Origin of the sequence: Geodermatophilus sp. YIM 151500 (assembly GCF_025716945.1) — a bacterium.
Taxonomy (GTDB): domain Bacteria; phylum Actinomycetota; class Actinomycetes; order Mycobacteriales; family Geodermatophilaceae; genus YIM-151500.
In genome coordinates this window covers 70,234-89,410 of the sequence record NZ_JAOVZT010000011.1, presented here as the reverse complement: position 1 = coordinate 89,410, position 19,177 = coordinate 70,234, and the positions used below count along the sequence as shown (strand labels likewise).

Below are 19,177 nucleotides of genomic sequence, written 5' to 3'. Positions count from 1 at the left end.
TCGGGGAGCCTCCGGCCCCCGCGACCGCTCCGCGACGGTCCGCGGAGCTCCGGAATGGCACGCGACCCGGTGCCGTCCCCCGGCCGCGCGGAGCCGCTGCTCGCGTCCCGGTCGGGGAGCCTCCGGCCCCCGCGACCGCTCCGCGACGGTCCGCGGAGCTCCGGAATGGCACGCGACCCGGTGCCGTCCCCCGGCCGCGCGGAGCCGCTGCTCGCGTCCCGGTCGGGGAGCCTCCGGCCCCCGCGACCGCTCCGCGACGGTCCGCGGAGCTCCGGAATGGCACCGCGACCCGGTGCCGTCCTTCGGACCAGGCACCGCCGATCGCCGTCCACGGGTGCCGTCCGAGGTCCCTCGGGACGTCGGCGTCGGCACGTAGTCTCGCCGCGTGGCACTGGCGCTCTACCGGAAGTACCGCCCGGCGACCTTCGCCGAGGTGGTCGGCCAGGAGCACGTGACCACCCCCTTGGTCAACGCGGTCGACGGCGGGCGGATCAACCACGCCTATCTCTTCAGCGGCCCGCGTGGCTGCGGGAAGACCTCCTCGGCGCGCATCCTGGCCCGCTCCCTGAACTGCGAGCAGGGGCCGACCTCCACGCCGTGCGGGGAGTGCACGAGCTGCGTGTCGCTGGCACCCGACGGTCCGGGCTCGATCGACGTCATCGAGATCGACGCCGCGAGCCACGGCGGCGTCGACGACGCGCGCGACCTGCGCGAGCGGGCGTTCTTCGCGCCGGTGAACAGCCGCTACAAGGTCTACATCGTCGACGAGGCGCACATGGTCACCACGCAGGGCTTCAACGCCCTGCTCAAGGTGGTCGAGGAGCCCCCGGAGTTCCTCGTCTTCGTCTTCGCCACCACCGAGCCGGACAAGGTGCTGCCCACCATCCGCTCGCGGACGCACCACTACCCGTTCCGGCTGGTGCCCCCGACCACGCTGCGCGGCCTGCTGGAGAAGACCTGCGCCGCCGAGGGCGTGCAGGTCGAGCCCACGGTGTTCCCGCTGGTCGTCCGCGCCGGCGGCGGCTCGGTGCGCGACTCGCTGTCCATCCTCGACCAGCTCCTGGCCGGCGCCGGTCCGGGAGGCGTCACCTACAAGAGCGCCGTCGGCCTGCTCGGCGTCACCGACGACGCGCTGCTCGACGAGACGATCGACGCGCTGGCCGCGCACGACGCCCCCGGCGTCTTCCGCGCCGTCGACCGCGTCGTCGAGGCCGGGCACGACCCGCGCCGGTTCGCCACCGACCTGCTCGACCGGCTGCGCGACCTCATCGTGCTCGACGCCGTCCCCGACGCCGGCGGCAACGGCCTGCTCGACTGCCCGCCCGACCGGCTCGACCTGATGAGCTCGCAGGCGGCGGCGCTGGGCTCGGCCACCCTGTCCCGCATGGCCGACACCGTCCACGAGGGCCTCACCGAGATGCGCGGGACGACGGCGCCGCGGCTGCTGCTCGAACTCGTGTGCGCCCGGATGCTGCTGCCCGCGACCGACGGCTCGGCCGCCGCCACCCTCCAGCGGCTCGAGCGGCTCGAGCGGCGGATGTCGATCGCCGGCGAGCACGCCGGCCGTCCGGCAGCGGAGGCGCCCGAGCGGTCCGCGCCGGCCGCTGCCGCCGTCCCGGCGCCCGAGGTGGCGCCGGCGGCGCCCGCGACAGCGCCGGCTCCCGCGGCACCGGCGGCCCCCGCGGTGTCGCCGAGTCCGGTGACGCCGCGGCGTGAGTACGTCCGTCCCTCCCGGGCCCGCGCGCGCCAGGAGGCCGCGACTGCGGCCGGTGCGGCCGCGCCCGCCGGGGCGGCTCCGGTCGACGACTGGCCGGCCACGGTCCCGCCCGGGGCCGGAGAGCGGCGTCCGGCGGCCCCCGGCCCGGTGACGTCCGGGGGACCCGCGCCGGGCCAGGACGACGTCCCGACCGGCTCCCGCGCGACCACCGGCGAGCCGGACATCCCGCTGCCGCCCGAGCCGACGGACGACGAGGACTGGCCGCACCCCGCCCAGCCCGGCGCCGCCCGTGCCGCGGCCGCCCGCAGCCGGGCCGCGGTGGACGGCACCGCGCCCGCCGGTCCGCCGCGCGCTGCCGCCGAGTCCGCGCCCGCGCCGCGCGGGAGCGAGCCCACGCCGGTCGTGTCGGCGCAGCCCTCGGCGCCGGCCGCCGAGGGCGAGCTCACCACCAGCGACGTCCGGCGGATCTGGCCGGAACTGCTGGCCGTGGTCAAGCGGCACAAGCGCACCACCGAGGCGCTGCTCAAGAACGCCCAGGTGCACGAGCTGGCGGGCGGTGTGCTGACGCTGTCGACGCCGTCGCCGGCGCTGGCCCGCCGGCTCGGCGACGACCTGAACAAGGACGTGCTCCGCGAGGCGCTCAACGAGCTGCTCGGGGTGCGGTGGCGCATCGACGCGGTCGTCGAGGGCGCGGGCCGCGCCGCGGGTGCTGCGGTGCCGCCCGAGGTCGCCCGGGAGGCCGCGCGCGCGGCGGAGGCCGCGGAGGCGCGCGAGCTCATGGCCGAGCGGGCGGCCGAGGACCCGGCGTCCGGGCGCGGACCGGAGCCCGTCGTGGACCCGGAGCAGGCCGCCCTGTCGCTGCTGCGCGCCCAGCTCGGCGCCCGCCCGGTCGAGGACTAGGCCCTCCGCCGGGCGGGCGTCCCCGGGCGCCGGGCCCGTCGTCGGCCGGACGTCGGACCCGCGGCATACCCTCGGGACATGTTCCCCGGAGGCCAGCCCGACATGGCAGAGCTGCTCAGGCAGGCGCAGCAGATGCAGCAGCAGCTCGCCGACGCCCAGACCGAGCTGGCCGAGGCCGAGGTCACCGGCTCGGCAGGCGGTGGCCTGGTCACCGCGACGATGACCGGCAGCGGCGAGCTGACCGCGCTCACCATCGCCCCCTCGGCCGTCGACCCCGACGACGTCGAGACCCTGCAGGACCTCGTGGTGGCCGCCGTCCGCGACGCGTCCCGGGCCGCGTCCGAGCTGACCGCGGAGAAGATGGGCCCGCTGGCCGGCGGCCTCGGCGGCGGGTTCGGCTTGCCCGGCGCCTGACGGGCCGCACCCAGCACGCACCGCAGCACCGGAGGGACACCGTGTACGAGGGCGCCGTCCAGGACCTCATCGACGAGCTCGGCCGGCTGCCCGGCGTCGGGCCGAAGAGCGCGCAACGCATCGCGTTCCACCTGCTGGCCGCCGAGTCCGCCGACGTCGGCCGGCTGGTCAGCGCACTGCAACGGGTGCAGGAGGAGGTGCGGTTCTGCGTCACCTGCTTCAACGTCGCCGAGGGCGAGCAGTGCCGCATCTGCCGTGACCCCCGCCGGTCCGACGACGTCATCTGCGTGGTCGAGGAGCCCAAGGACGTCGTCGCCATCGAGCGCACCCGCGAGTTCCGCGGCCGCTACCACGTCCTCGGCGGGGCGATCAGCCCCATCGAGGGCATCGGCCCCGACGACCTGCGGGTCAAGGAGCTGATGACCCGGCTGATGAGCGGAGCGGTCACCGAGCTCATCATCGCCACCGACCCCAACCTGGAGGGGGAGGCGACCGCGGCCTACCTGGCCCGGCTGGTGGCCCCGCTGGGGTTGACCGTCAGCCGGCTGGCCAGCGGGCTGCCCGTCGGCGGCGACCTGGAGTACGCCGACGAGGTGACCCTCGGCCGCGCCTTCGAGGGCCGCCGCCGCATCGACGCCTGACATGGGCGGTCCGAGCCCGCGTGCCGACGGCGGTCACCCCGCCCCACGGGCGGGTGGTGCAGAGGTCGGTGGGCCGGTCGTGACGATGCACCTGTGGCGGGTACCGACGGGAGCGGTGCCGCGCGCGCTCGGTCGGATGGCCACCGGTCCGCTGCGCCTCCGACGGGCCCCGGGCTTGCGGTTCGCCAAGCTGCTGGGCACCGGATCGGGGCGGACGTTCACCGTCCGCGACGCCGATCCGCGCCGCTGGGCGCTGCTGTCGGTGTGGGACGACGCCGCGGCCGCCGAGGCGTTCCGGCACGGGCCGCTGGTCGCGGGCTGGCGCCGCATCGCCGAGGAGGAGTGGTCCGCCGAGCTTGCGCCGCTCGCCGCCCGCGGCCGCTGGTCCCGCCGGGAGCCCTTCGGCGCACCCGTGCCGCGCCCCTGGGACGGGACGGTCGCCGCGGTCACGCGCGCCCGCCTGGCGCTGCGCCGGGCCGGCCGGTTCTGGCGCGCCGTCCCGCCCGTCTCCGCCGACCTGCACCGGACGCCGGGCCTGCTGCTGGCCCTGGGCATCGGCGAGGCCCCGCTCGGCCTGCAGGGCACCTTCAGCCTCTGGCGCTCGCAGGCCGAGCTCAACCGCTTCGCCTACGCCCGCGCCGCCCACGTCGACGTCGTGCGCCGCACCGCGAGCGAGCGCTGGTACGCCGAGGAGCTGTTCGCCCGGTTCGCGCTGATCGGGTCGCGGGGCACCGTCGACGGGGCCGACCCCGTGCGCGCGGCGATCTGAGCGCGCGGCCGCGACGGGCCGGCGGAGGTCACGCCAGGTCACGAGATGGTGTCGATGCTGTGCGTGCCCTCACCGGCGCCGACGCGCTGCACCTAGGGTCCGGAGCACATCCGTGCACGCCCGGTCGGGAGATCGGGGCGTCCGCGGCCGCCCCAACCGGAGCTCCTCCGGCCTCGAAGGTCCCAGAAGGCAGGTCTTCCGCGATGCAGCGTCGTCCGTCCCGCGTGCTCGCCGCCACGGCAGCCGCAGCCACCGCAGTCACCCTGAGTGCCTGCGCCTCCAGCGACCGGAGCACCGGTACCGGTGGAGGCGAGGGTCAGGCCGCGTCGGGTGGCACGCTCGTCTTCGGGGCCGCCGGCGACCCCGCCATGTTCGACCCCGCGTTCGGCAGCGACGGCGAGACCTTCCGCGTCGCCCGGCAGATGTACGAGGGCCTGCTGACCAGCGAGCCCGGCAGCACCGAACTGGTCCCGGAGCTGGCCACCGACTACGAGGTCAGCGAGGACGGGCTGGAGTACACGTTCAGCCTCCAGGAGGGCGTCACCTTCCACGACGGCACGGAGTTCAACGCCGAGGCGGTCTGCTTCAACTTCGACCGCTGGCACAACTTCGAGGGCCTGGCGCAGAGCCCCAGCGCCTCGTACTACTACCAGGCGGTCTTCGGCGGCTTCGCCAACAGCGACAACCCCGGGATCTACGAGGGCTGCGAGGCCACCGACGAGCTCACCGCGGTGATCACGCTCAGCTCGGTGACCAGCAAGTTCCCTGCCGCGCTGGCCCTGCCGAGCTTCTCCATGCAGAGCCCCGAGGCGCTCCAGCAGTACGACGCCGACAACCTCCAGGGCAACGAGGAGGACCTCTCCTACTCCGAGTACGCCCTCGAGCACCCGACCGGCACGGGTCCGTTCCGGTTCGAGAGCTGGGACCGCGGCAACGGCGAGGTCACCATCGTCCGCAACGAGGACTACTGGGGCGAGCCGGCGCAGCTCGACGAGATCATCTTCCGCACCATCTCCGACGGGAACACCCGCCGCCAGGAACTGGAGGCCGGCTCGATCGACGGCTACGACTTCGTCGCCCCGGCCGACTACCAGCGGCTCGAGGACGCCGGCTTCCAGGTGCTCGTCCGCGATCCCTTCAACATCCTGTACTTGGCGATCAACCACGGCCAGGTGCCGGGCTCGCAGGCGAACCCGCTCCTCCAGGACCCGCGGGTCCGGCAGGCGATCGCCCACGCCGTCGACCGCGAGACCATCGTCAACTCGCTGCTGCCCGAGGGCGCCGAGGTGGCCACCCAGTTCCTGCCGCCCACCGTCGACGGCTGGGCCGACGACGTGACCACCTACGACTACGACCCGGCCCGGGCGCGCCAGCTCCTGACGGAGGCCAACGCGGTCGGCACCACGCTGCGCTTCTTCTACCCGACCGACGTCAGCCGGCCCTACCTGCCGGACCCGGCCGCGATGTTCCAGGTCATCAGCGAGGACCTCACCGAGGCCGGCTTCGTCATCCAGCCGACCGCGCTGCCGTGGAACCCCGACTACCTGAACGTGGCCCAGGCCGGCGGCACCGACATCCACCTGCTCGGCTGGACCGGTGACTACAACGACGCCTACAACTTCATCGGCACGTTCTTCGCCGAGGACCAGAACAACCAGGCGTCGGCGGAGTGGGGCGCCTTCAGCCAGCCGGACATCTTCGCCGCGCTGGCGGCGGCCGACTCCGAGCCGGACGCCTCGCGGCGGACCGAGCTCTACCAGGAGGCCAACCAGCTGATCATGGACTTCCTGCCCGGTCTGCCGATCTCGCACTCTCCGCCCGCGCTCGTCGTGGCCGACACAGTGCAGGGCCTGGAGCCCAGCCCGCTGACCGCCGAGGACTTCTCGACGGTGTCGATCGAGGGCTAGCGCGCGACATCCGGCGGCCGCGCCGGCGGTGGCAGGATCGCCACCGCCGGCGCGCTCGCCGGTCGGGACCGATCGACGGCAGGGTGACGGGAAGGGCTGACTCGAGGGCGTGCTCCGCTTCATCATCCGGCGGCTGCTCCAGCTGATCCCGATCCTGCTGGGCCTGTCCGTCCTGCTCTTCGCCTGGTTGCGGGCCCTCCCGGGCGGTCCGGCCCAGGCTGCCCTCGGGGAGCGGGCCACGGCCGAGGACATCGCCCGCTACAACGAGCTGTTCGGCCTGGACCAGCCGCTGTACGTGCAGTACCTGCGCTTCCTCGGCCGCGCCGTCCAGCTCGACTTCGGCACCTCCAACCGCACCGGCCGGGCGGTGACGACCGAGTTCCTCGAGCGCTTCCCCGGCACGATCGAGCTGACGCTGTTCGCGATGGTCTTCGCCATCGGCGTCGGCATCCCGCTCGGCTATCTCGCCGCCCGCCGCTACGGCGGCTTCCTCGACTCCAGCTCGGTGATCGGGTCGCTGCTCGGCGTCTCCATCCCGGTGTTCTTCCTCGCCTACCTGATGCGCCTGGTGTTCGCCGTCGAGCTGGGCTGGCTGCCCGGTTCCGGCCGCCAGGAGGTGCGCATCGACGCCACCCGCATCACCAACTTCTACGTGCTCGACGGGCTGATGACGCGGGAGTGGGACGCCGCCTGGAGCGCGTTCGTGCACCTGATCCTGCCGGGCATCGCGCTGGGCACCATCCCGCTGGCGATCATCGTCCGGATCACCCGTGCCTCGGTGCTCGACGTCGTCAACGAGGACTACGTGCGGACGGCGAACGCCAAGGGTCTGGCGACGGCGACCGTGCGGCGGCGGCACATCATCCGCAACGCTCTGCTCCCGGTCTCGACGACGATCGGCCTGCAGACCGGCCTGCTGCTCTCCGGCGCCGTGCTGACCGAGACGGTGTTCGCCTTCGGCGGCGTGGGCTCGGCGCTCCGGGACGCGATCACCAACCGCGACTTCCCCGTGCTGCAGGGCTTCATCCTGATGCTGGCCGTCGTCTACGTGGTGGTGAACCTGCTGGTCGACATCTCCTACGGCCTGCTCGACCCGAGGGTGAGGGTGCGGTGACGAGCCTCGGCGAGCGCAAGCGCGACCGCATCGACATGCTCGCCGCGCAGGCCGGCGCCGTCCCCACCGGCGAGGTCGGCCTGTCGCTGACCCGCAGCGCCTTCCGCCGGCTGCGCCGCGACCCCGTCGCGATCATCGGCGCGGTCATCGTCGTGGTCTTCCTCGTCGTGGCGGCCTTCGCCCCGCTGCTGGCGCCGAAGGACCCGATCGCCCAGTACCTGCTGTCGGAGATCCGGCCGGGGTCGATCCCCGGCGCCCGCGAGGGCTTCCCCCTCGGCGTCGACAACCTGGGGCGCGACCTGCTCTCCCGGCTGATCCACGGCTCGCGGCAGTCGCTGCTGATCGGCGTGGTCTCCACGGTGCTGGGCGTGGCCGCCGGCATGACGCTGGGCATCCTGGCCGGCGCCTTCGGCGGCTGGGTCGACACCGTGGTGATGCGCTTCGTCGACATCCTGCTGTCCATCCCCAGCCTGCTGATGGCGATCACCGTCTCGGTGCTGCTGGGCCAGAACCAGTGGGCGCTGATGATCGCCATCGCGGTCACCCAGGTGCCCATCTTCGCGCGGCTGCTGCGCGGCTCGATGCTGGCGCAGCGGGGCAGCGACTACGCCGTCGCCGCCCGGGCGCTGGGCGTCCGGCCCGCGCGCATCGTCTTCGGCCACGTGCTGCCCAACTCGGTGTCGCCGGTGATCGTGCAGGCGACGCTGTCGCTGGCGACGGCGATCATCGAGGCGGCCGCGCTGTCGTTCCTGGGTCTGGGCGATCCCGACATCGCCCGGCCGGAGTGGGGCGCCATGCTCGCCTCCGCCCAGGCCTACCTGTCGATCCGGCCGTGGCTGGCCGTCTGGCCGGCGGTGTGCATCATCGTCGTCGCCCTGGGCTTCACGCTGCTCGGGGAGCGGCTGCGCGAGGCCCTCGACCCGAAGTTCCGGAGGTAGGCGTGCCGACGAGCGCCCCCGTGCTCGAGGTCGAGGACCTCGCCGTCACCTTCTCGCGCAAGGGCGAGACGCCCACCCGCGCCGTCGACGGCGTGAGCTTCTCGGTCGCCCCGGGCGAGACGATCGGCCTGGTCGGGGAGTCCGGCTGCGGCAAGTCGGTGACGTCGCTGGCCGTCATGGGCCTGCTGCCGCCGCGCGGCGTCCGGGTGAGCGGTTCGGTGCGCCTGGACGGGCAGGAACTGATCGGTGCGAGCGACCGGATGCTGCGGCGGCTGCGCGGGGCCGACATGGCGATGGTCTTCCAGGATCCGCTCTCCTCGCTGAACCCGACCCTGGCCATCGGCACCCAGGTCACCGAGGTGCTGCTGGAGCACCGGGATCTGGACCGCAAGCAGGCGTCGGCCGAGGCCGTCGACCTGCTCGACCGGGTGGGCATCCCCGACCCCGGCCGGCGGCTCAAGGAGTACCCGCACCAGCTGTCCGGCGGCATGCGCCAGCGGGCGCTGATCGCCATGGCGCTGGCCTGCTCGCCACGGCTGCTCATCGCCGACGAGCCGACGACCGCCCTCGACGTGACCATCCAGGCGCAGATCCTCGAGCTGCTGCGCGAGCTGGTCGTCGGATCGGGCACCGCGCTGGTGATGATCACCCACGATCTCGGCGTGGTCGCGGGCCTGTGCGACCGGGTGCACGTCATGTACGCCGGGAAGATCATCGAGTCGGCGGAGCGGCACGAGCTGTTCGCCCGACCGCGGCACCCCTACACCGGCGGGCTGCTGCACTCGGTGCCCCGCCTGGACGCCGGCCGCGGCGCTCGTCTGACGCCGATCCGCGGGTCGGCGCGCGACACCATCCCCTGGTCGCAGGGCTGCGCCTTCGCGCCGCGCTGCGACAACGCCGAGGACGACTGCCTCGGCGACACGGTGCCGCTCGAGGTCGATCCGGCGTACGGCACGGATCGGGAGCTGCGGTGCCGGCACCCGTTGCAGCCCGCGCGGGTCGGAGCCGGGACGAGCGGCGCCGGGGTGGCCCGCGCGGCGACGGGCGGCTCCGGGGCGACCGCGTCGGGGCCGGGCCGGTGAGCGCCGTCCCGACGCCGGCGGCCGAGGGCGCGCCGCGGTCCGCGCCGCTGCTGCGGGTGAGCGATCTCCAGGTGCACTTCCCGATCAAGCGGGGCCTGTTCTTCGACCGCACCGTCGGGCACGTCCGCGCGGTCGACGGCGTCAGCCTGGCCATCGACCGCGGCTCCACCTACGGCCTGGTGGGGGAGTCCGGCTGCGGCAAGTCCACGCTCGGCCGCGCGGTGCTGCGGCTGGTCGAGCCGACGGCCGGCCGGGTCGACTTCGACGGCACCGACGTGGCCTCGCTGTCGGGCGAATCGCTGCGGAAGATGCGGCGGCGGATGCAGATGGTCTTCCAGGACCCGATGGGCAGCCTCGACCCCCGCCAGGACGTCGAGTCGCTGCTCACCGAGCCGCTGCGCGCGCACGGCCTCGGCGGCGGCCGGAAGGAGCTCGCCGACCGGGTGGGCCAGCTGCTCGACGCGGTCGGCCTGCCCGCCGCGGCCCGCCGCCGGTACCCGCACGAGTTCTCCGGCGGCCAGCGGCAGCGGATCGGCATCGCGCGCGCCGTCGCGCTCGAGCCCGACCTGCTCATCGCCGACGAGCCGGTGTCCGCGCTGGACGTGAGCGTGCAGGCGCAGGTGCTCAACCTGCTCGAGGAACTGCAGGAGCGGCTCGACCTCACCTACCTCGTCATCGCGCACGACCTGGCCGTCGTCCGGCACATCAGCGACGTCGTCGGCGTCATGTACCTGGGGTCGCTGGTCGAGCAGGCGCCCGCCGACGCGCTGTACGACGAGCCGCTGCACCCGTACACGCGCGCGCTGATGAGCGCCGTGCCGGTGCCCGACCCCGTGGTCGAGCAGCGGCGCGAGCGGATCCTGCTGGCCGGCGACCTGCCCTCGCCGGCCGACCCGCCCAGCGGCTGCCGCTTCCACACGCGCTGCCCGTGGCGGCAGGAGACCCGCTGCGACGACGAGGTGCCGGTGCTGCGCGAGCTGGGCGCTGGGCACTGGGTGAGCTGCCACTGGGCGGAGGAGATCCGCGACGGTGTCCTCGCACCGAAGTCGGCCGAGGAGGTCGCCGCGACCCAGGGCGTGTCGGTGCGAGCCGGTGCCGGCGCGCTCGCCGAGACCGACGCGCTGGTGCAGGGGGTCGACCAGCCGATCGAGCGCACGTGATCCGGAGGGGATCCGTGCGCGTCACCGCGACGGATCCCCTCCGGATCACTCGACGACGACGTCGTCCCCCCGGCGCAGCGCTCGCCGGACCCGCAGCTTCAGCACGGAGGCGTAGGCGCGGACCAGCCCGGTGTAGCCGGGGGTCGGGCCCTTGTAGGCGAGGAACCCGCGCGGACCGGCGACCATCGCGCCGGTCCGGACGTCGTAGCGGGCTCCGTGCCACGGGCACACCAGGCAGCCGTCCTTGTCGAGGCTGCCCTCCGACAGGTCGGCCAGCTGGTGCCGGCAGCGCCGGGAGACGGCGGCGTAGCGCCCGTCGCGGTTGACCACCGCCCAGGGACCGGCCCGGCCGACCGTGCCGGGCGGGAGGTCGGCGGCGGGTATGCGGTGGGCGTCGGGCACGGTGTCTCCTCGGCTCGGAGCGGGATGGCCCAGCGGGAGTACCCGGTCCGGAGCCGACCCACCACGGCCCCGCGCTCGCCTAGTGTCGGGACGTCCCCCACCGCCCTCGGAGGTGCCCGTGCGCCGGCTGTCCGTGCTCGTCGGCGTGCTGGCCACGCTGCTGGCGCTCGCCGTTCCGGCGGCGGCCGTCCCGCCGTTCGCCGTCACCGACCAGGTGACCGACCGGGCGGGCGCGCTCGACGGCGACCGGGCCGAGGTCGAGGAGGCGCTGGCCGAGCTCGAGGCCGAGAACGGCACCCGGCTCCACGTCGTCCTCGTCGGTTCCTTCGACGGGCTGTCCGGCTTCGACTGGGCCCGCGAGGTCGCCGTCCAGTCGCAGCTCGGCTCGTCCGACGTGCTGCTGGCCGTCGCGCTGGACGACCGCGAGTACGGCGTCTCCGTGGCCGAGAGCTACCGGCTGCCCGACGAGGAGCTCAACGACCTGCTGGTCGACCGCGTCCGGCCCGAACTGGCCGACGACGACGTGCCCGGCGCCGTGGTCGCCTTCGCCCGCGGCCTGTCGGCGGGCGCACCCGGGCCGAGCGGGAGCGGTGCGGCCACGGCGGTCGTCGTCGGCGTCCTGGTGGTCGGAGCGCTCGTCGGCCTGTTGGTCTGGCGCGCCCGGTCCCGCCGCCGGGCGGCCCAGCCGCCGCCCGTGGTCCGACTGGAGCCACCCGACCCGCACGCCGGGACGCCGACCGAGGAGCTGCAGTCCCGCGCCAGCGGCGCGCTGCTGGAGCTCGACGAGGCGGTCCGGACGTCGCAGCTGGACCTCGACTACGCCCGCGCGCAGTACGGCGAGGCGGCCGTCGCCGGCTTCGGGACGGCGCTGGCGACCTCGCGCGACGAGCTCGCCCGGGCGTTCACCCTGCGCCAGCAGCTCGACGACGAGGTGCCCGAGGACGAGCCGACCACGCGCCGCATGCTCGGCGAGATCCTGCAGCTGACCGCGGCCGCCGACGCCCGGCTCGACGAGCAGGCCGCGGCCTTCGACGAGCTGCGCGACCTGGAGCGCACCGCGCCGCAGGCCATCGAGGCCCTGACGCCGGAGCTGGCGGCGCTGCGCTCCCGGCTCCCGCGGGAGGAGCAGCGGCTCGCCGACCTGCGGGAGCGCTACGCCGCGCCGGCGGTGGCAGCCGTGGCCGACAACGTCGAGCAGGCCCGGGCCCGGCTCGTCGCGGCCGAGCACGAGCTCGCGGAGGCGCGGACCGAGGTCGGCGAGGGACGGACCGGTGACGCGGTGGGATCGCTGCGGGCCGCCGAGGACGCCGTCGCGCAGGCCGGCACGCTCCTCGACGCGGTCGACCGGCTGGCCGCCGACCTGACCGCGGCGGAGGGGCGGGTGGCCGCCGTCCGGGCCGAGACCGAGGCCGACCTGGCGGAGGCGCGCGCCCTGGTGGAGGCCGGCGACCGCAGCGGGCTGGGGCCGCAGATCGCCCGCGGCGAGGCCGCGCTCGCCTCGTCCGGCGAGGCGCTGCGCCCCACCGACGGCGGGCGCCCCGACCCGCTGGAGGCGCTGCGCCGGCTGGAGGAGGCCGGCATCGCGCTGGAGCAGGCGCTGGCGGTGGCCCGGGACGCGCGGACGCGGCACCGCCGGGCGGTCGCCGCCCTGGAGCCCGCGGTGCTGTCGGCCCGGTCGGCGGTTGCGGCGGCCCGCGACTTCGTCGGCACCCGGCGGGGGGCCGTCGGACCCGAGGCCCGCACCCGGCTGGCCGAGGCCGAGCGCCACCTCGACCTGGCCGGCTCGCTGCGGACCGACGACCCGGTGGCCGCGCTGCGCGAGGCCCAGCAGGCCGGGGAGCTGGCCCGCTCGGCACTCGAGCTGGCGCAGGTCGACGTCCAGCGCTGGTCGGGGGGCTGGGCCGGCGGGTACGGCGGCGCCGGTGCGCCCGGCCCACCCGGCGGGCCCGGGCCGGGGTACGGCGCCGGCTACGGCACGGGGGGGTTCGGCGGCGCGTCCGGCCGCGGGGGCGTCGACCTGGGCAGCCTCCTGCTCGGCGGGGTGCTGCTCGGGGGCGACCGCGGCCGCTGGGGCGGGCCGCCGGTGGGCCGGGGCGGCTGGGGAGGGTCGTCCGGGCGACGCGGTGGCTCCGGTCGGCGCGGCGCCGGGGGGAGCTTCGGCGGCTCGGCCAGCCGGGGCCGCCGGGGGGCCGGAGGCCGCTTCTGACGCCGCCGCCCGGCCGGTGACCCGGGCGTCTGGTCGTCCGCAGTCCGGCTCGCGGTCGCCCCGAGCCGGACCTGCCACGGCGGGCCGGCACCGCCACGGTCGCCGGGACGACGCACCGCCGCGCCGGCCGTCACCGGCAGTTCACCGAGGGCGCGTGCGCGGAGATGGGAATTGTCGGTGCGCGGTGGGACGGTGCCCCTCCACGCGAAGCGACCACCGAGGAGGAAGACATGCCCACCCGCGACACCCCCTGGCCCGACGGCACGCCCTGCTGGGTCGACTACGGCGCCCCCGACCCCGCCGCCGCGAAGACCTTCTACGGCGGTCTGCTCGGCTGGACCTTCACCGAGGAGGACGAGGCGTTCGGCAACTACGTCCAGGCCCTGCTCGGCGGGAAGCAGGCCGCCGGCATGGGGCCGCAGATGAACGCCGATGACCCGGTCGCCTGGACCACCTACTTCGCCACCGGCGACCTGGACGCGCACCTGGCCAAGGTGCGCGAGGCCGGCGGCACGGTCGTCATGGAACCGATGCAGGTCGGCCCGATGGGGTCGATGGCCATCGCCCTCGATCCGCAGGGCAGCGCGTTCGGGTTGTGGCAGGCCGGGAGCCACACCGGGATCCAGGTCTACAACGAGCCCGGTGCGGTCACCTGGAACGAGGCCGCGGTCGACGACCCCGATGCCGCGCGCGCCTTCTACGCCGCGGTCTTCGGCTACGAGTACGACGAGGTGCCCGACGCCGGGGGCTACACGACCTTCCGGGCGGGTGATCGAGGCCCCGATCACCCGCTGGGCGGGCTCGGCGGGCACCAGCCCGGTTCGCCGACGGGCTGGCAGACGTGCTTCGCCGTGGCGTCCACCGATGACGCCGTCTCCTACGTCGAGTCGCACGGTGGCAAGACGATCACGGCGCCGCAGGACACCCCGTTCGGCCGGTTCGCCGTGGTCGAGGACCCCTGGGGTGGCGCCTTCTCGGTGATGCAGCAGCCGGCCGGCAGCTGAGGTCGCGACGCCGAGCCGACGGCGCGCCGGGCCGGCGGTGCACCGGGCCGGCAGCCACCTGGCGGCCGTCCGGGAACCGGCCCGGCCCGTCGGCCGCGGTAGGCGGGACCGCCGATGACCGGACCCGCGGCCCTATCCTCCGGACGTGCCGCGGGTCCGGCTCGCGGAGGTGTGCGCGGCCCTCTCGCTGACGACCGATCTCGCCTCCGGGGCGCCGTTCGAGAAGGGGCTGCGGACGTGCGTGGTGGCCACGGCGTTCGCGGAGCTGCTCGGTGCCGACGAGGCGGACCGGACGGCGGTGTTCTACGCCGCGCTGCTCCGCTCGCTGGGCTGCACCGCGCACGCCTCGGAGAACGCCGCGCTGTTCCTCGACGACGTCGCCTTCCAGGCGGCGTTCAAGCGGCTGGACCCGGGCGCGCCGGCGGTGTTCGACCGGCAGCTGCGTGCCTTCGGCGCCTGGGCCCCGGCGCAGCAGGACGGCCTGCGGCAGCGGTTCCTGCGGCTGGCACCCGTCGACGGGCCGCGGGCGGCCCGGGCCTGTTGCGAGGTGAGCCGGGCGCTGGGCGGGCTGCTCGGGCTGCCCGTGCGCGCCGTCGACGCCCTCGACGACGTCTACGAGCGCTGGGACGGGTTGGGACTGCCCGGTGTGCGGCGCGGCGAGGAGCTGTCCTGGGTCGCCCGGGTGGTGCACGTCGCCGAGCAGGCCGTCTTCGCCCACGCGGACGGTGGCGTTCCCGCGGCCCGCGCCGAGGTCGTGCGCCGCGCGGGAGGTCACCTCGACCCCGGGCTGGCCGCGGCGTTCGTGTCGGACGCGGGGGACCTGCTGGCCGCGCTGGCGGCGCCGGACCTGCTCGTGGCCGTCGTCGCCGCCGAGCCCGGCCCGGCGCCGGTGGTCGGGCCGGCCGACCGGACGGCGCTGTGCCGGGCGCTCGCCGCGGTCGCCGACCTGAAGGGGCGGTGGCTGCTGGGGCACTCCGGCCACGTCGCGGCAGTCGCGGACGCGGGCGCTGTCGCATCCGGGTTCCCGGATGCGGAGCGGCCGTCGGTGCAGGCCGCCGCGCTGCTCCACGACCTGGGTCGGGTCACCGTCTCCAGCGCCGTCTGGGACCGGCCGGGACCGCTGGGCGCGGCCGACCGGGAGCGCGTGCGCCTGCACGCCTACTGGACCGACCGGATCCTGCGGCGCTGCCCTGCGCTGGCCGACCTGGCCGGGCCGGCGGCGGCCCACCACGAGCGCTGCGACGCCAGCGGCTACCACCGGGGCGTGGGGTCGACGGACCTTTCCCGCGCGGCACGGCTGCTGGCCGCGGCCGACGTCTTCGCCGCGGTGACCGAGCCGCGCCCCTACCGCGGCGCCGGCACGCCGGACTCGGCCCGCGCGGTGCTGGCCGCGGAGGTCGCCGCCGGCCGGCTGGACCGGGAGGCGTGCGACGCGGTCCTGACCGGGGCGGGGGCGACGCCCGTGCGGGCGGCCTGGCCCTGCGGTCTCACCGGGCGCGAGGTCGACGTCGTCCGGCTGGCGGCGCGGGGCCGGTCGGACCGGGCCATCGCCGCGCAGCTGGGCATCTCGCCGCGGACGGTCGGCCACCACCTGGCGCACGTCTACGACAAGACCGGCCGGCGCACCCGCGCCGGGGTCGCGGTCTTCGCCATGGAGCACGGGCTGCTGCCCGGATGGGCAGAACCACCGATGCGGACACCGGGCCCGCCCGGCCATCCTCGACCTGCCACCGGGACGTGAGGGAGGAACCCGCGATGACCGCCAGCCAGCTCGAGACCGGACCCCGCACCGGTAACGCCGCCACGGTCGCCGACATCTACGCCGCCTTCGGCCGGGGGGACGTGCCGGCGATCGTCGCGCGCCTCGCCGACGACGTGGCCTGGGAGGAGTGGGCGGACAACTGGGCCCAGCGGGCGGGTGTGGAGTACATGCAGCCACGCACCGGCCGGCAGGGAGCTCTCGAGTTCTTCACCGTCATCGGTGCGGCCACCGTCCTGGACTTCGCCGTCCTGGACGTGGTGGGCGACGGCCGCCAGGTGGTCGCCGAGATCCGGGTGGCGTTCGAGCTGCCGGGCGGGGGTCGGTTCGCCGACGAGGAACTCCACCTGTGGACCTTCGACGAGGCCGGTCGGGTGGTCCGGTTCCGGCACTACCTCGACACGGCCAAGCACATCGCGGCCGACCGGGGTGAGGACACGACGCGGCGCTGACGCCGGACGCGGTCAGCCGCGCAGCTGGCCGTAGGCGTGCTCGGGCCGGAAGCGGACGACGAGGCGCCGGTCGGCCACCATGGCCGCCCGGTACTCGTCCCAGTCGTCGTGCTCGCCGGAGACGCCGCGGTAGTAGGTGATCAGTTCCTCGACCGTGGCGTCGTGCGGATCGACCGCGACGGCGGTGAGCTCGGCGGTGCCCTCGACCGCCACCCAGGTCCAGAAGTCCTTCGACGCGACGTGCAGGGTGATCCGGGGGTCGCGCCGCAGGTTCCTCGTCTTGGCGCGGTCGGCGGTCACCGAGATCCGGACCAGTCGCTCCTCCGGGTCGTAGGCGTACCCGACGTTGGACAGCTGCGGTCGCCCGTTGCCCCGGACGGTGGCGAGGACGCCCCATCTGTGCTCCGCGACGAAGGCGAGCATCCGTGGGTCGACCCCGCTGCCCTCGGTGCCGGCCATCTAGCGCTCCCGCCCGCGCGCCTTGAGCGGCACCGGCGGCAGCGGCGGCGCCGCCAGCCGGTCGCCCTCGTACCCGACGACCGCACCGAAACGCTCGCCCTCGGCGTTCCACTGCTCGGCGTAGTCGGCGATCTCCTCACCGGACCGGCCGACGAAGTTCCACCACATGACGATCCGCTCCTCGAACGGCGCACCGCCGAGCAGCAGGAGCCGGGTCGGGCCGCCGTCCGCTCCGTCGCCGGTGCGCACGCGGACCGTGCGCCGCCCGGTGCCCAGGTAGAGCATCGCCCCGCGGTCGAGCGGTGCGCCCTCGACCGACGCCGCGCCGGAGGCAGCCAGCACCCCGTGCTCGAAGTCCGGGTCCAGCGGCAGCTCGACGTCCGACCCGGCGTCCAGGGCCAGGTCGACCCCGACCAGCGGCGAGTGGGTCGTGCCGGGCGAGGCAGCGCCGCCGAGCTCGCCGACCAGCACGGTCGCGGTCATCCCGTCGGAGCTGAAGCCGGGCAGGGTGGGGTGGTGCTCGAAGGCCGGTGCGGTGTCGCGGGCGCCGTCGGGCAGCACGACCCACAGCTGCGCCCCGTGCAGGTAGCGGGGATGGCCGACCGGCGACTGCTCGGAGTGCGCGATGCCGTGCCCGGCGGTCATGAGGGCCAGCTCGCCCGGTCGGAAGGTGACGTCGCTGCCGAGCGAGTCGCGATGGTGCACCTCGCCGTCGAGCAGCCACGACACCGTCTGCAGCCCGGTGTGCGGGTGCGGCGGCACCTGCATGCCCGGGCCGGCCGCGATGTCGTCGGGGCCGTAGTGGTCGACGAACGCCCAGGCGCCGACGAGCCGCCGGCCCAGGGTGGGCAGCAGCCGGCGCACCCGGGTGCTCTCGCCGAGCAGCACCTCCTTGCCCGGCAGCAGGTCCAGCGCCGGGCCGGCGCTCGTGCCCTCGAGGCCACCCAGCTCGCGGGCGGTCGGGCGGCGGTCCAGGTTGCTCATGGCCGGTCCCTCCCCGGTCGGCCGGGTCCGGGACACGGCGTCCCGGACCCGGTGGCGGTCCTACTGTGCGCCGTCCTGACCGGTCTCGCCGCGCACGGCCCCGTGCGGGACGGGCCGGGCGGGAGAGGTGGTCGAGCGGATCGCCGGGATCGAGCCCAGCCGGCCGGCCTGGAAGTCCTCGAACGCCTCGACGACCTCCTGCCGGGTGTTCATCACGAACGGCCCGTACATGGCGATCGGCTCGCGGATCGGCCGGCCGCCGAGGACGACGACGTCCAGCGCCGGCGTCCGCGACTCCTGGCGCACCGCGCCGGCGATCGTGATCGTGTCGCCGGGGCCGAACACCGCGAGCTGGCCGGTGCGGACCGGGTGCCCGTCCGGCCCGACCGAGCCGGCGCCGGAGAGCACGTAGACCAGCGCGTTGAAGTCCGGCCGCCACGGCAGGTCCAGCGTCGCGCCGGGGGAGATCGTGGCGTGCACCATGGCCATCGGCGTGTAGGTCGAGCCCGGCCCGGTGTGCCCGGCGACGTCGCCGGCGATCACCCGGAGGAAGGCGCCGGCGTCCGGGCTGGCCAGCAGCACCGATTCATTCGCGCGCAGGTCCTGGTAGCGGGGCTCGGCCCACTTCTGCGCCTTGGGCAGGTTCACCCACAGCTGCAGGCCGTGGAACAGCCCGCCGCTGACCACCAGGTGCTCCGGCGGCCGCTCGATGTGCAGCACGCCGCCGCCGGCGGTCATCCACTGGGTGTCGCCGTTGGTGATCGTGCCGCCGCCGCCGTGCGAGTCGGCGTGCTCGAAGGTGCCGTCGATGATGTAGGTGACGGTCTCGAACCCGCGGTGCGGGTGCCACGAGGTGCCCTTCGGCTCGCCGGGGGCGTACTCGACCTCGCCCATCTGGTCCATGTGGATGAACGGGTCGAGCTCGCGCAGGTCGACGCCGGCGAACGCGCGGCGCACCGGGAAGCCCTCGCCCTCGAACCCGGACGGCGCGGTGGTCACCGAGCGCACCCGGCGGCGCACCGTGCCGGGGGCGGGCGCGGGGACGCGGGGGAGCGTGGTGGTGTCCTCGACGGTGACGGCGGGCATGCCGACCTCCTCGGTTGAACATTCAACTGACGGGGACTGTAGCGCTGGGAAGGGCCCGTGTCATTCCCGTGGCGGCCGTCCCACCGCGCCGGCGGGATCGGCGGTCCGGTCACCTCCGTCGGGGGTGGGACCGGCGCCGTGGCGTCCGGTTCCCGGCGCCGACACGCGCGCGTTACACGGCGT

At 75.4% G+C, this 19,177-nt stretch carries 17 protein-coding genes; 13 read left to right on the top strand and 4 right to left on the bottom strand.

Going from position 1 to position 19,177, the window contains the following annotated elements; all coding sequences use genetic code 11:
• The first annotated feature begins 385 nt into the window (after positions 1–385).
• From OF117_RS17140 to OF117_RS17100, 9 genes are all read left to right on the top strand, one after another.
• Entirely contained in the window at positions 386–2,617 is a 2,232-nt protein-coding gene (locus OF117_RS17140) for a DNA polymerase III subunit gamma and tau (protein ID WP_263554060.1), read from the top strand.
• Between the two features lie 78 nt (positions 2,618–2,695).
• A complete protein-coding gene (locus tag OF117_RS17135) occupies positions 2,696–3,031 on the top strand; it encodes a YbaB/EbfC family nucleoid-associated protein (RefSeq protein WP_263554059.1) in 336 nt (111 codons plus the stop codon).
• A gap of 41 nt (positions 3,032–3,072) precedes the next feature.
• The gene (recR, locus tag OF117_RS17130; protein WP_263554058.1) at positions 3,073–3,672 is read left to right on the top strand and encodes a recombination mediator RecR; all 600 of its coding nucleotides are present in this window, start codon (positions 3,073–3,075) and stop codon (positions 3,670–3,672) included.
• A gap of 85 nt (positions 3,673–3,757) precedes the next feature.
• On the top strand, positions 3,758–4,441 hold the full coding sequence (locus OF117_RS17125; protein ID WP_263554114.1) for a monooxygenase: 684 nt from the start codon (positions 3,758–3,760) through the stop codon (positions 4,439–4,441).
• 368 nt (positions 4,442–4,809) lie between these two features.
• Positions 4,810–6,348: an ABC transporter substrate-binding protein gene (locus OF117_RS17120; protein ID WP_263554057.1), complete on the top strand. Its 1,539-nt coding sequence runs from the start codon at positions 4,810–4,812 to the stop codon at positions 6,346–6,348.
• Positions 6,349–6,457: 109 nt separating this feature from the next.
• The gene (locus OF117_RS17115) at positions 6,458–7,462 is read left to right on the top strand and encodes an ABC transporter permease (RefSeq protein ID WP_263554056.1); all 1,005 of its coding nucleotides are present in this window, start codon (positions 6,458–6,460) and stop codon (positions 7,460–7,462) included.
• On the top strand, positions 7,459–8,400 hold the full coding sequence (locus OF117_RS17110) for an ABC transporter permease (protein WP_263554055.1): 942 nt from the start codon (positions 7,459–7,461) through the stop codon (positions 8,398–8,400). Before OF117_RS17115 ends, OF117_RS17110 begins: the two co-directional genes overlap by 4 nt.
• Before the next feature lie 2 nt (positions 8,401–8,402).
• Positions 8,403–9,482 carry an ABC transporter ATP-binding protein gene (locus OF117_RS17105; protein WP_263554054.1) on the top strand — a complete coding sequence of 360 codons (1,080 nt, stop codon included), beginning with the start codon at positions 8,403–8,405 and terminating at the stop codon, positions 9,480–9,482.
• Positions 9,479–10,642 (top strand): ABC transporter ATP-binding protein, encoded by a 1,164-nt coding sequence (locus OF117_RS17100; RefSeq protein WP_263554053.1) that lies wholly within the window; start codon positions 9,479–9,481, stop codon positions 10,640–10,642. Before OF117_RS17105 ends, OF117_RS17100 begins: the two co-directional genes overlap by 4 nt.
• A 45-nt stretch (positions 10,643–10,687) precedes the next feature.
• Here OF117_RS17100 and OF117_RS17095 read toward each other — a convergent pair whose 3' ends face one another.
• Entirely contained in the window at positions 10,688–11,044 is a 357-nt protein-coding gene (locus OF117_RS17095; protein ID WP_263554052.1) for a Rieske (2Fe-2S) protein, read from the bottom strand.
• A gap of 118 nt (positions 11,045–11,162) precedes the next feature.
• Between OF117_RS17095 and OF117_RS17090 the strand changes: the two genes are divergently transcribed.
• From OF117_RS17090 to OF117_RS17075, 4 genes are all read left to right on the top strand, one after another.
• Positions 11,163–13,250 (top strand): TPM domain-containing protein, encoded by a 2,088-nt coding sequence (locus OF117_RS17090; RefSeq protein ID WP_263554051.1) that lies wholly within the window; start codon positions 11,163–11,165, stop codon positions 13,248–13,250.
• A gap of 230 nt (positions 13,251–13,480) precedes the next feature.
• The gene (locus tag OF117_RS17085) at positions 13,481–14,254 is read left to right on the top strand and encodes a VOC family protein (RefSeq protein ID WP_263554050.1); all 774 of its coding nucleotides are present in this window, start codon (positions 13,481–13,483) and stop codon (positions 14,252–14,254) included.
• 145 nt (positions 14,255–14,399) lie between these two features.
• Positions 14,400–15,995, top strand: coding sequence for an HD domain-containing phosphohydrolase (locus OF117_RS17080; RefSeq protein ID WP_263554049.1), 1,596 nt, complete (start codon positions 14,400–14,402; stop codon positions 15,993–15,995).
• Between the two features lie 14 nt (positions 15,996–16,009).
• Positions 16,010–16,465: a nuclear transport factor 2 family protein gene (locus OF117_RS17075; protein WP_263554048.1), complete on the top strand. Its 456-nt coding sequence runs from the start codon at positions 16,010–16,012 to the stop codon at positions 16,463–16,465.
• A gap of 12 nt (positions 16,466–16,477) precedes the next feature.
• Here OF117_RS17075 and OF117_RS17070 read toward each other — a convergent pair whose 3' ends face one another.
• From OF117_RS17070 to OF117_RS17060, 3 genes are read right to left on the bottom strand one after another with little or no spacing between them, the layout of a single operon-like run.
• Positions 16,478–16,924, bottom strand: a complete 447-nt coding sequence (locus OF117_RS17070; protein ID WP_263554047.1) for a PPOX class F420-dependent oxidoreductase — start codon at positions 16,922–16,924, stop codon at positions 16,478–16,480.
• Positions 16,925–17,908 carry a pirin family protein gene (locus OF117_RS17065; protein ID WP_263554046.1) on the bottom strand — a complete coding sequence of 328 codons (984 nt, stop codon included), beginning with the start codon at positions 17,906–17,908 and terminating at the stop codon, positions 16,925–16,927. It lies immediately after the preceding gene.
• Positions 17,909–17,968: 60 nt separating this feature from the next.
• On the bottom strand, positions 17,969–18,994 hold the full coding sequence (locus OF117_RS17060; protein WP_263554045.1) for a pirin family protein: 1,026 nt from the start codon (positions 18,992–18,994) through the stop codon (positions 17,969–17,971).
• Positions 18,995–19,177 lie beyond the last annotated feature (183 nt).

Excerpts from the sequence above, each read along its gene's own strand:
- OF117_RS17135 (WP_263554059.1), top strand. The coding sequence starts at position 2,696 with ATGTTCCCCGGAGGCCAGCCCGACATGGCAGAGCTGCTCAGGCAGGCG.
- OF117_RS17125 (WP_263554114.1), top strand. The coding sequence starts at position 3,758 with ATGCACCTGTGGCGGGTACCGACGGGAGCGGTGCCGCGCGCGCTCGGT.
- OF117_RS17120 (WP_263554057.1), top strand. The coding sequence starts at position 4,810 with ATGTTCGACCCCGCGTTCGGCAGCGACGGCGAGACCTTCCGCGTCGCC.
- OF117_RS17085 (WP_263554050.1), top strand. The coding sequence starts at position 13,481 with ATGCCCACCCGCGACACCCCCTGGCCCGACGGCACGCCCTGCTGGGTC.
- OF117_RS17075 (WP_263554048.1), top strand. The coding sequence starts at position 16,010 with ATGACCGCCAGCCAGCTCGAGACCGGACCCCGCACCGGTAACGCCGCC.
- OF117_RS17070 (WP_263554047.1), bottom strand. The coding sequence starts at position 16,924 with ATGGCCGGCACCGAGGGCAGCGGGGTCGACCCACGGATGCTCGCCTTC.
- OF117_RS17065 (WP_263554046.1), bottom strand. The coding sequence starts at position 17,908 with ATGAGCAACCTGGACCGCCGCCCGACCGCCCGCGAGCTGGGTGGCCTC.
- OF117_RS17060 (WP_263554045.1), bottom strand. The coding sequence starts at position 18,994 with ATGCCCGCCGTCACCGTCGAGGACACCACCACGCTCCCCCGCGTCCCC.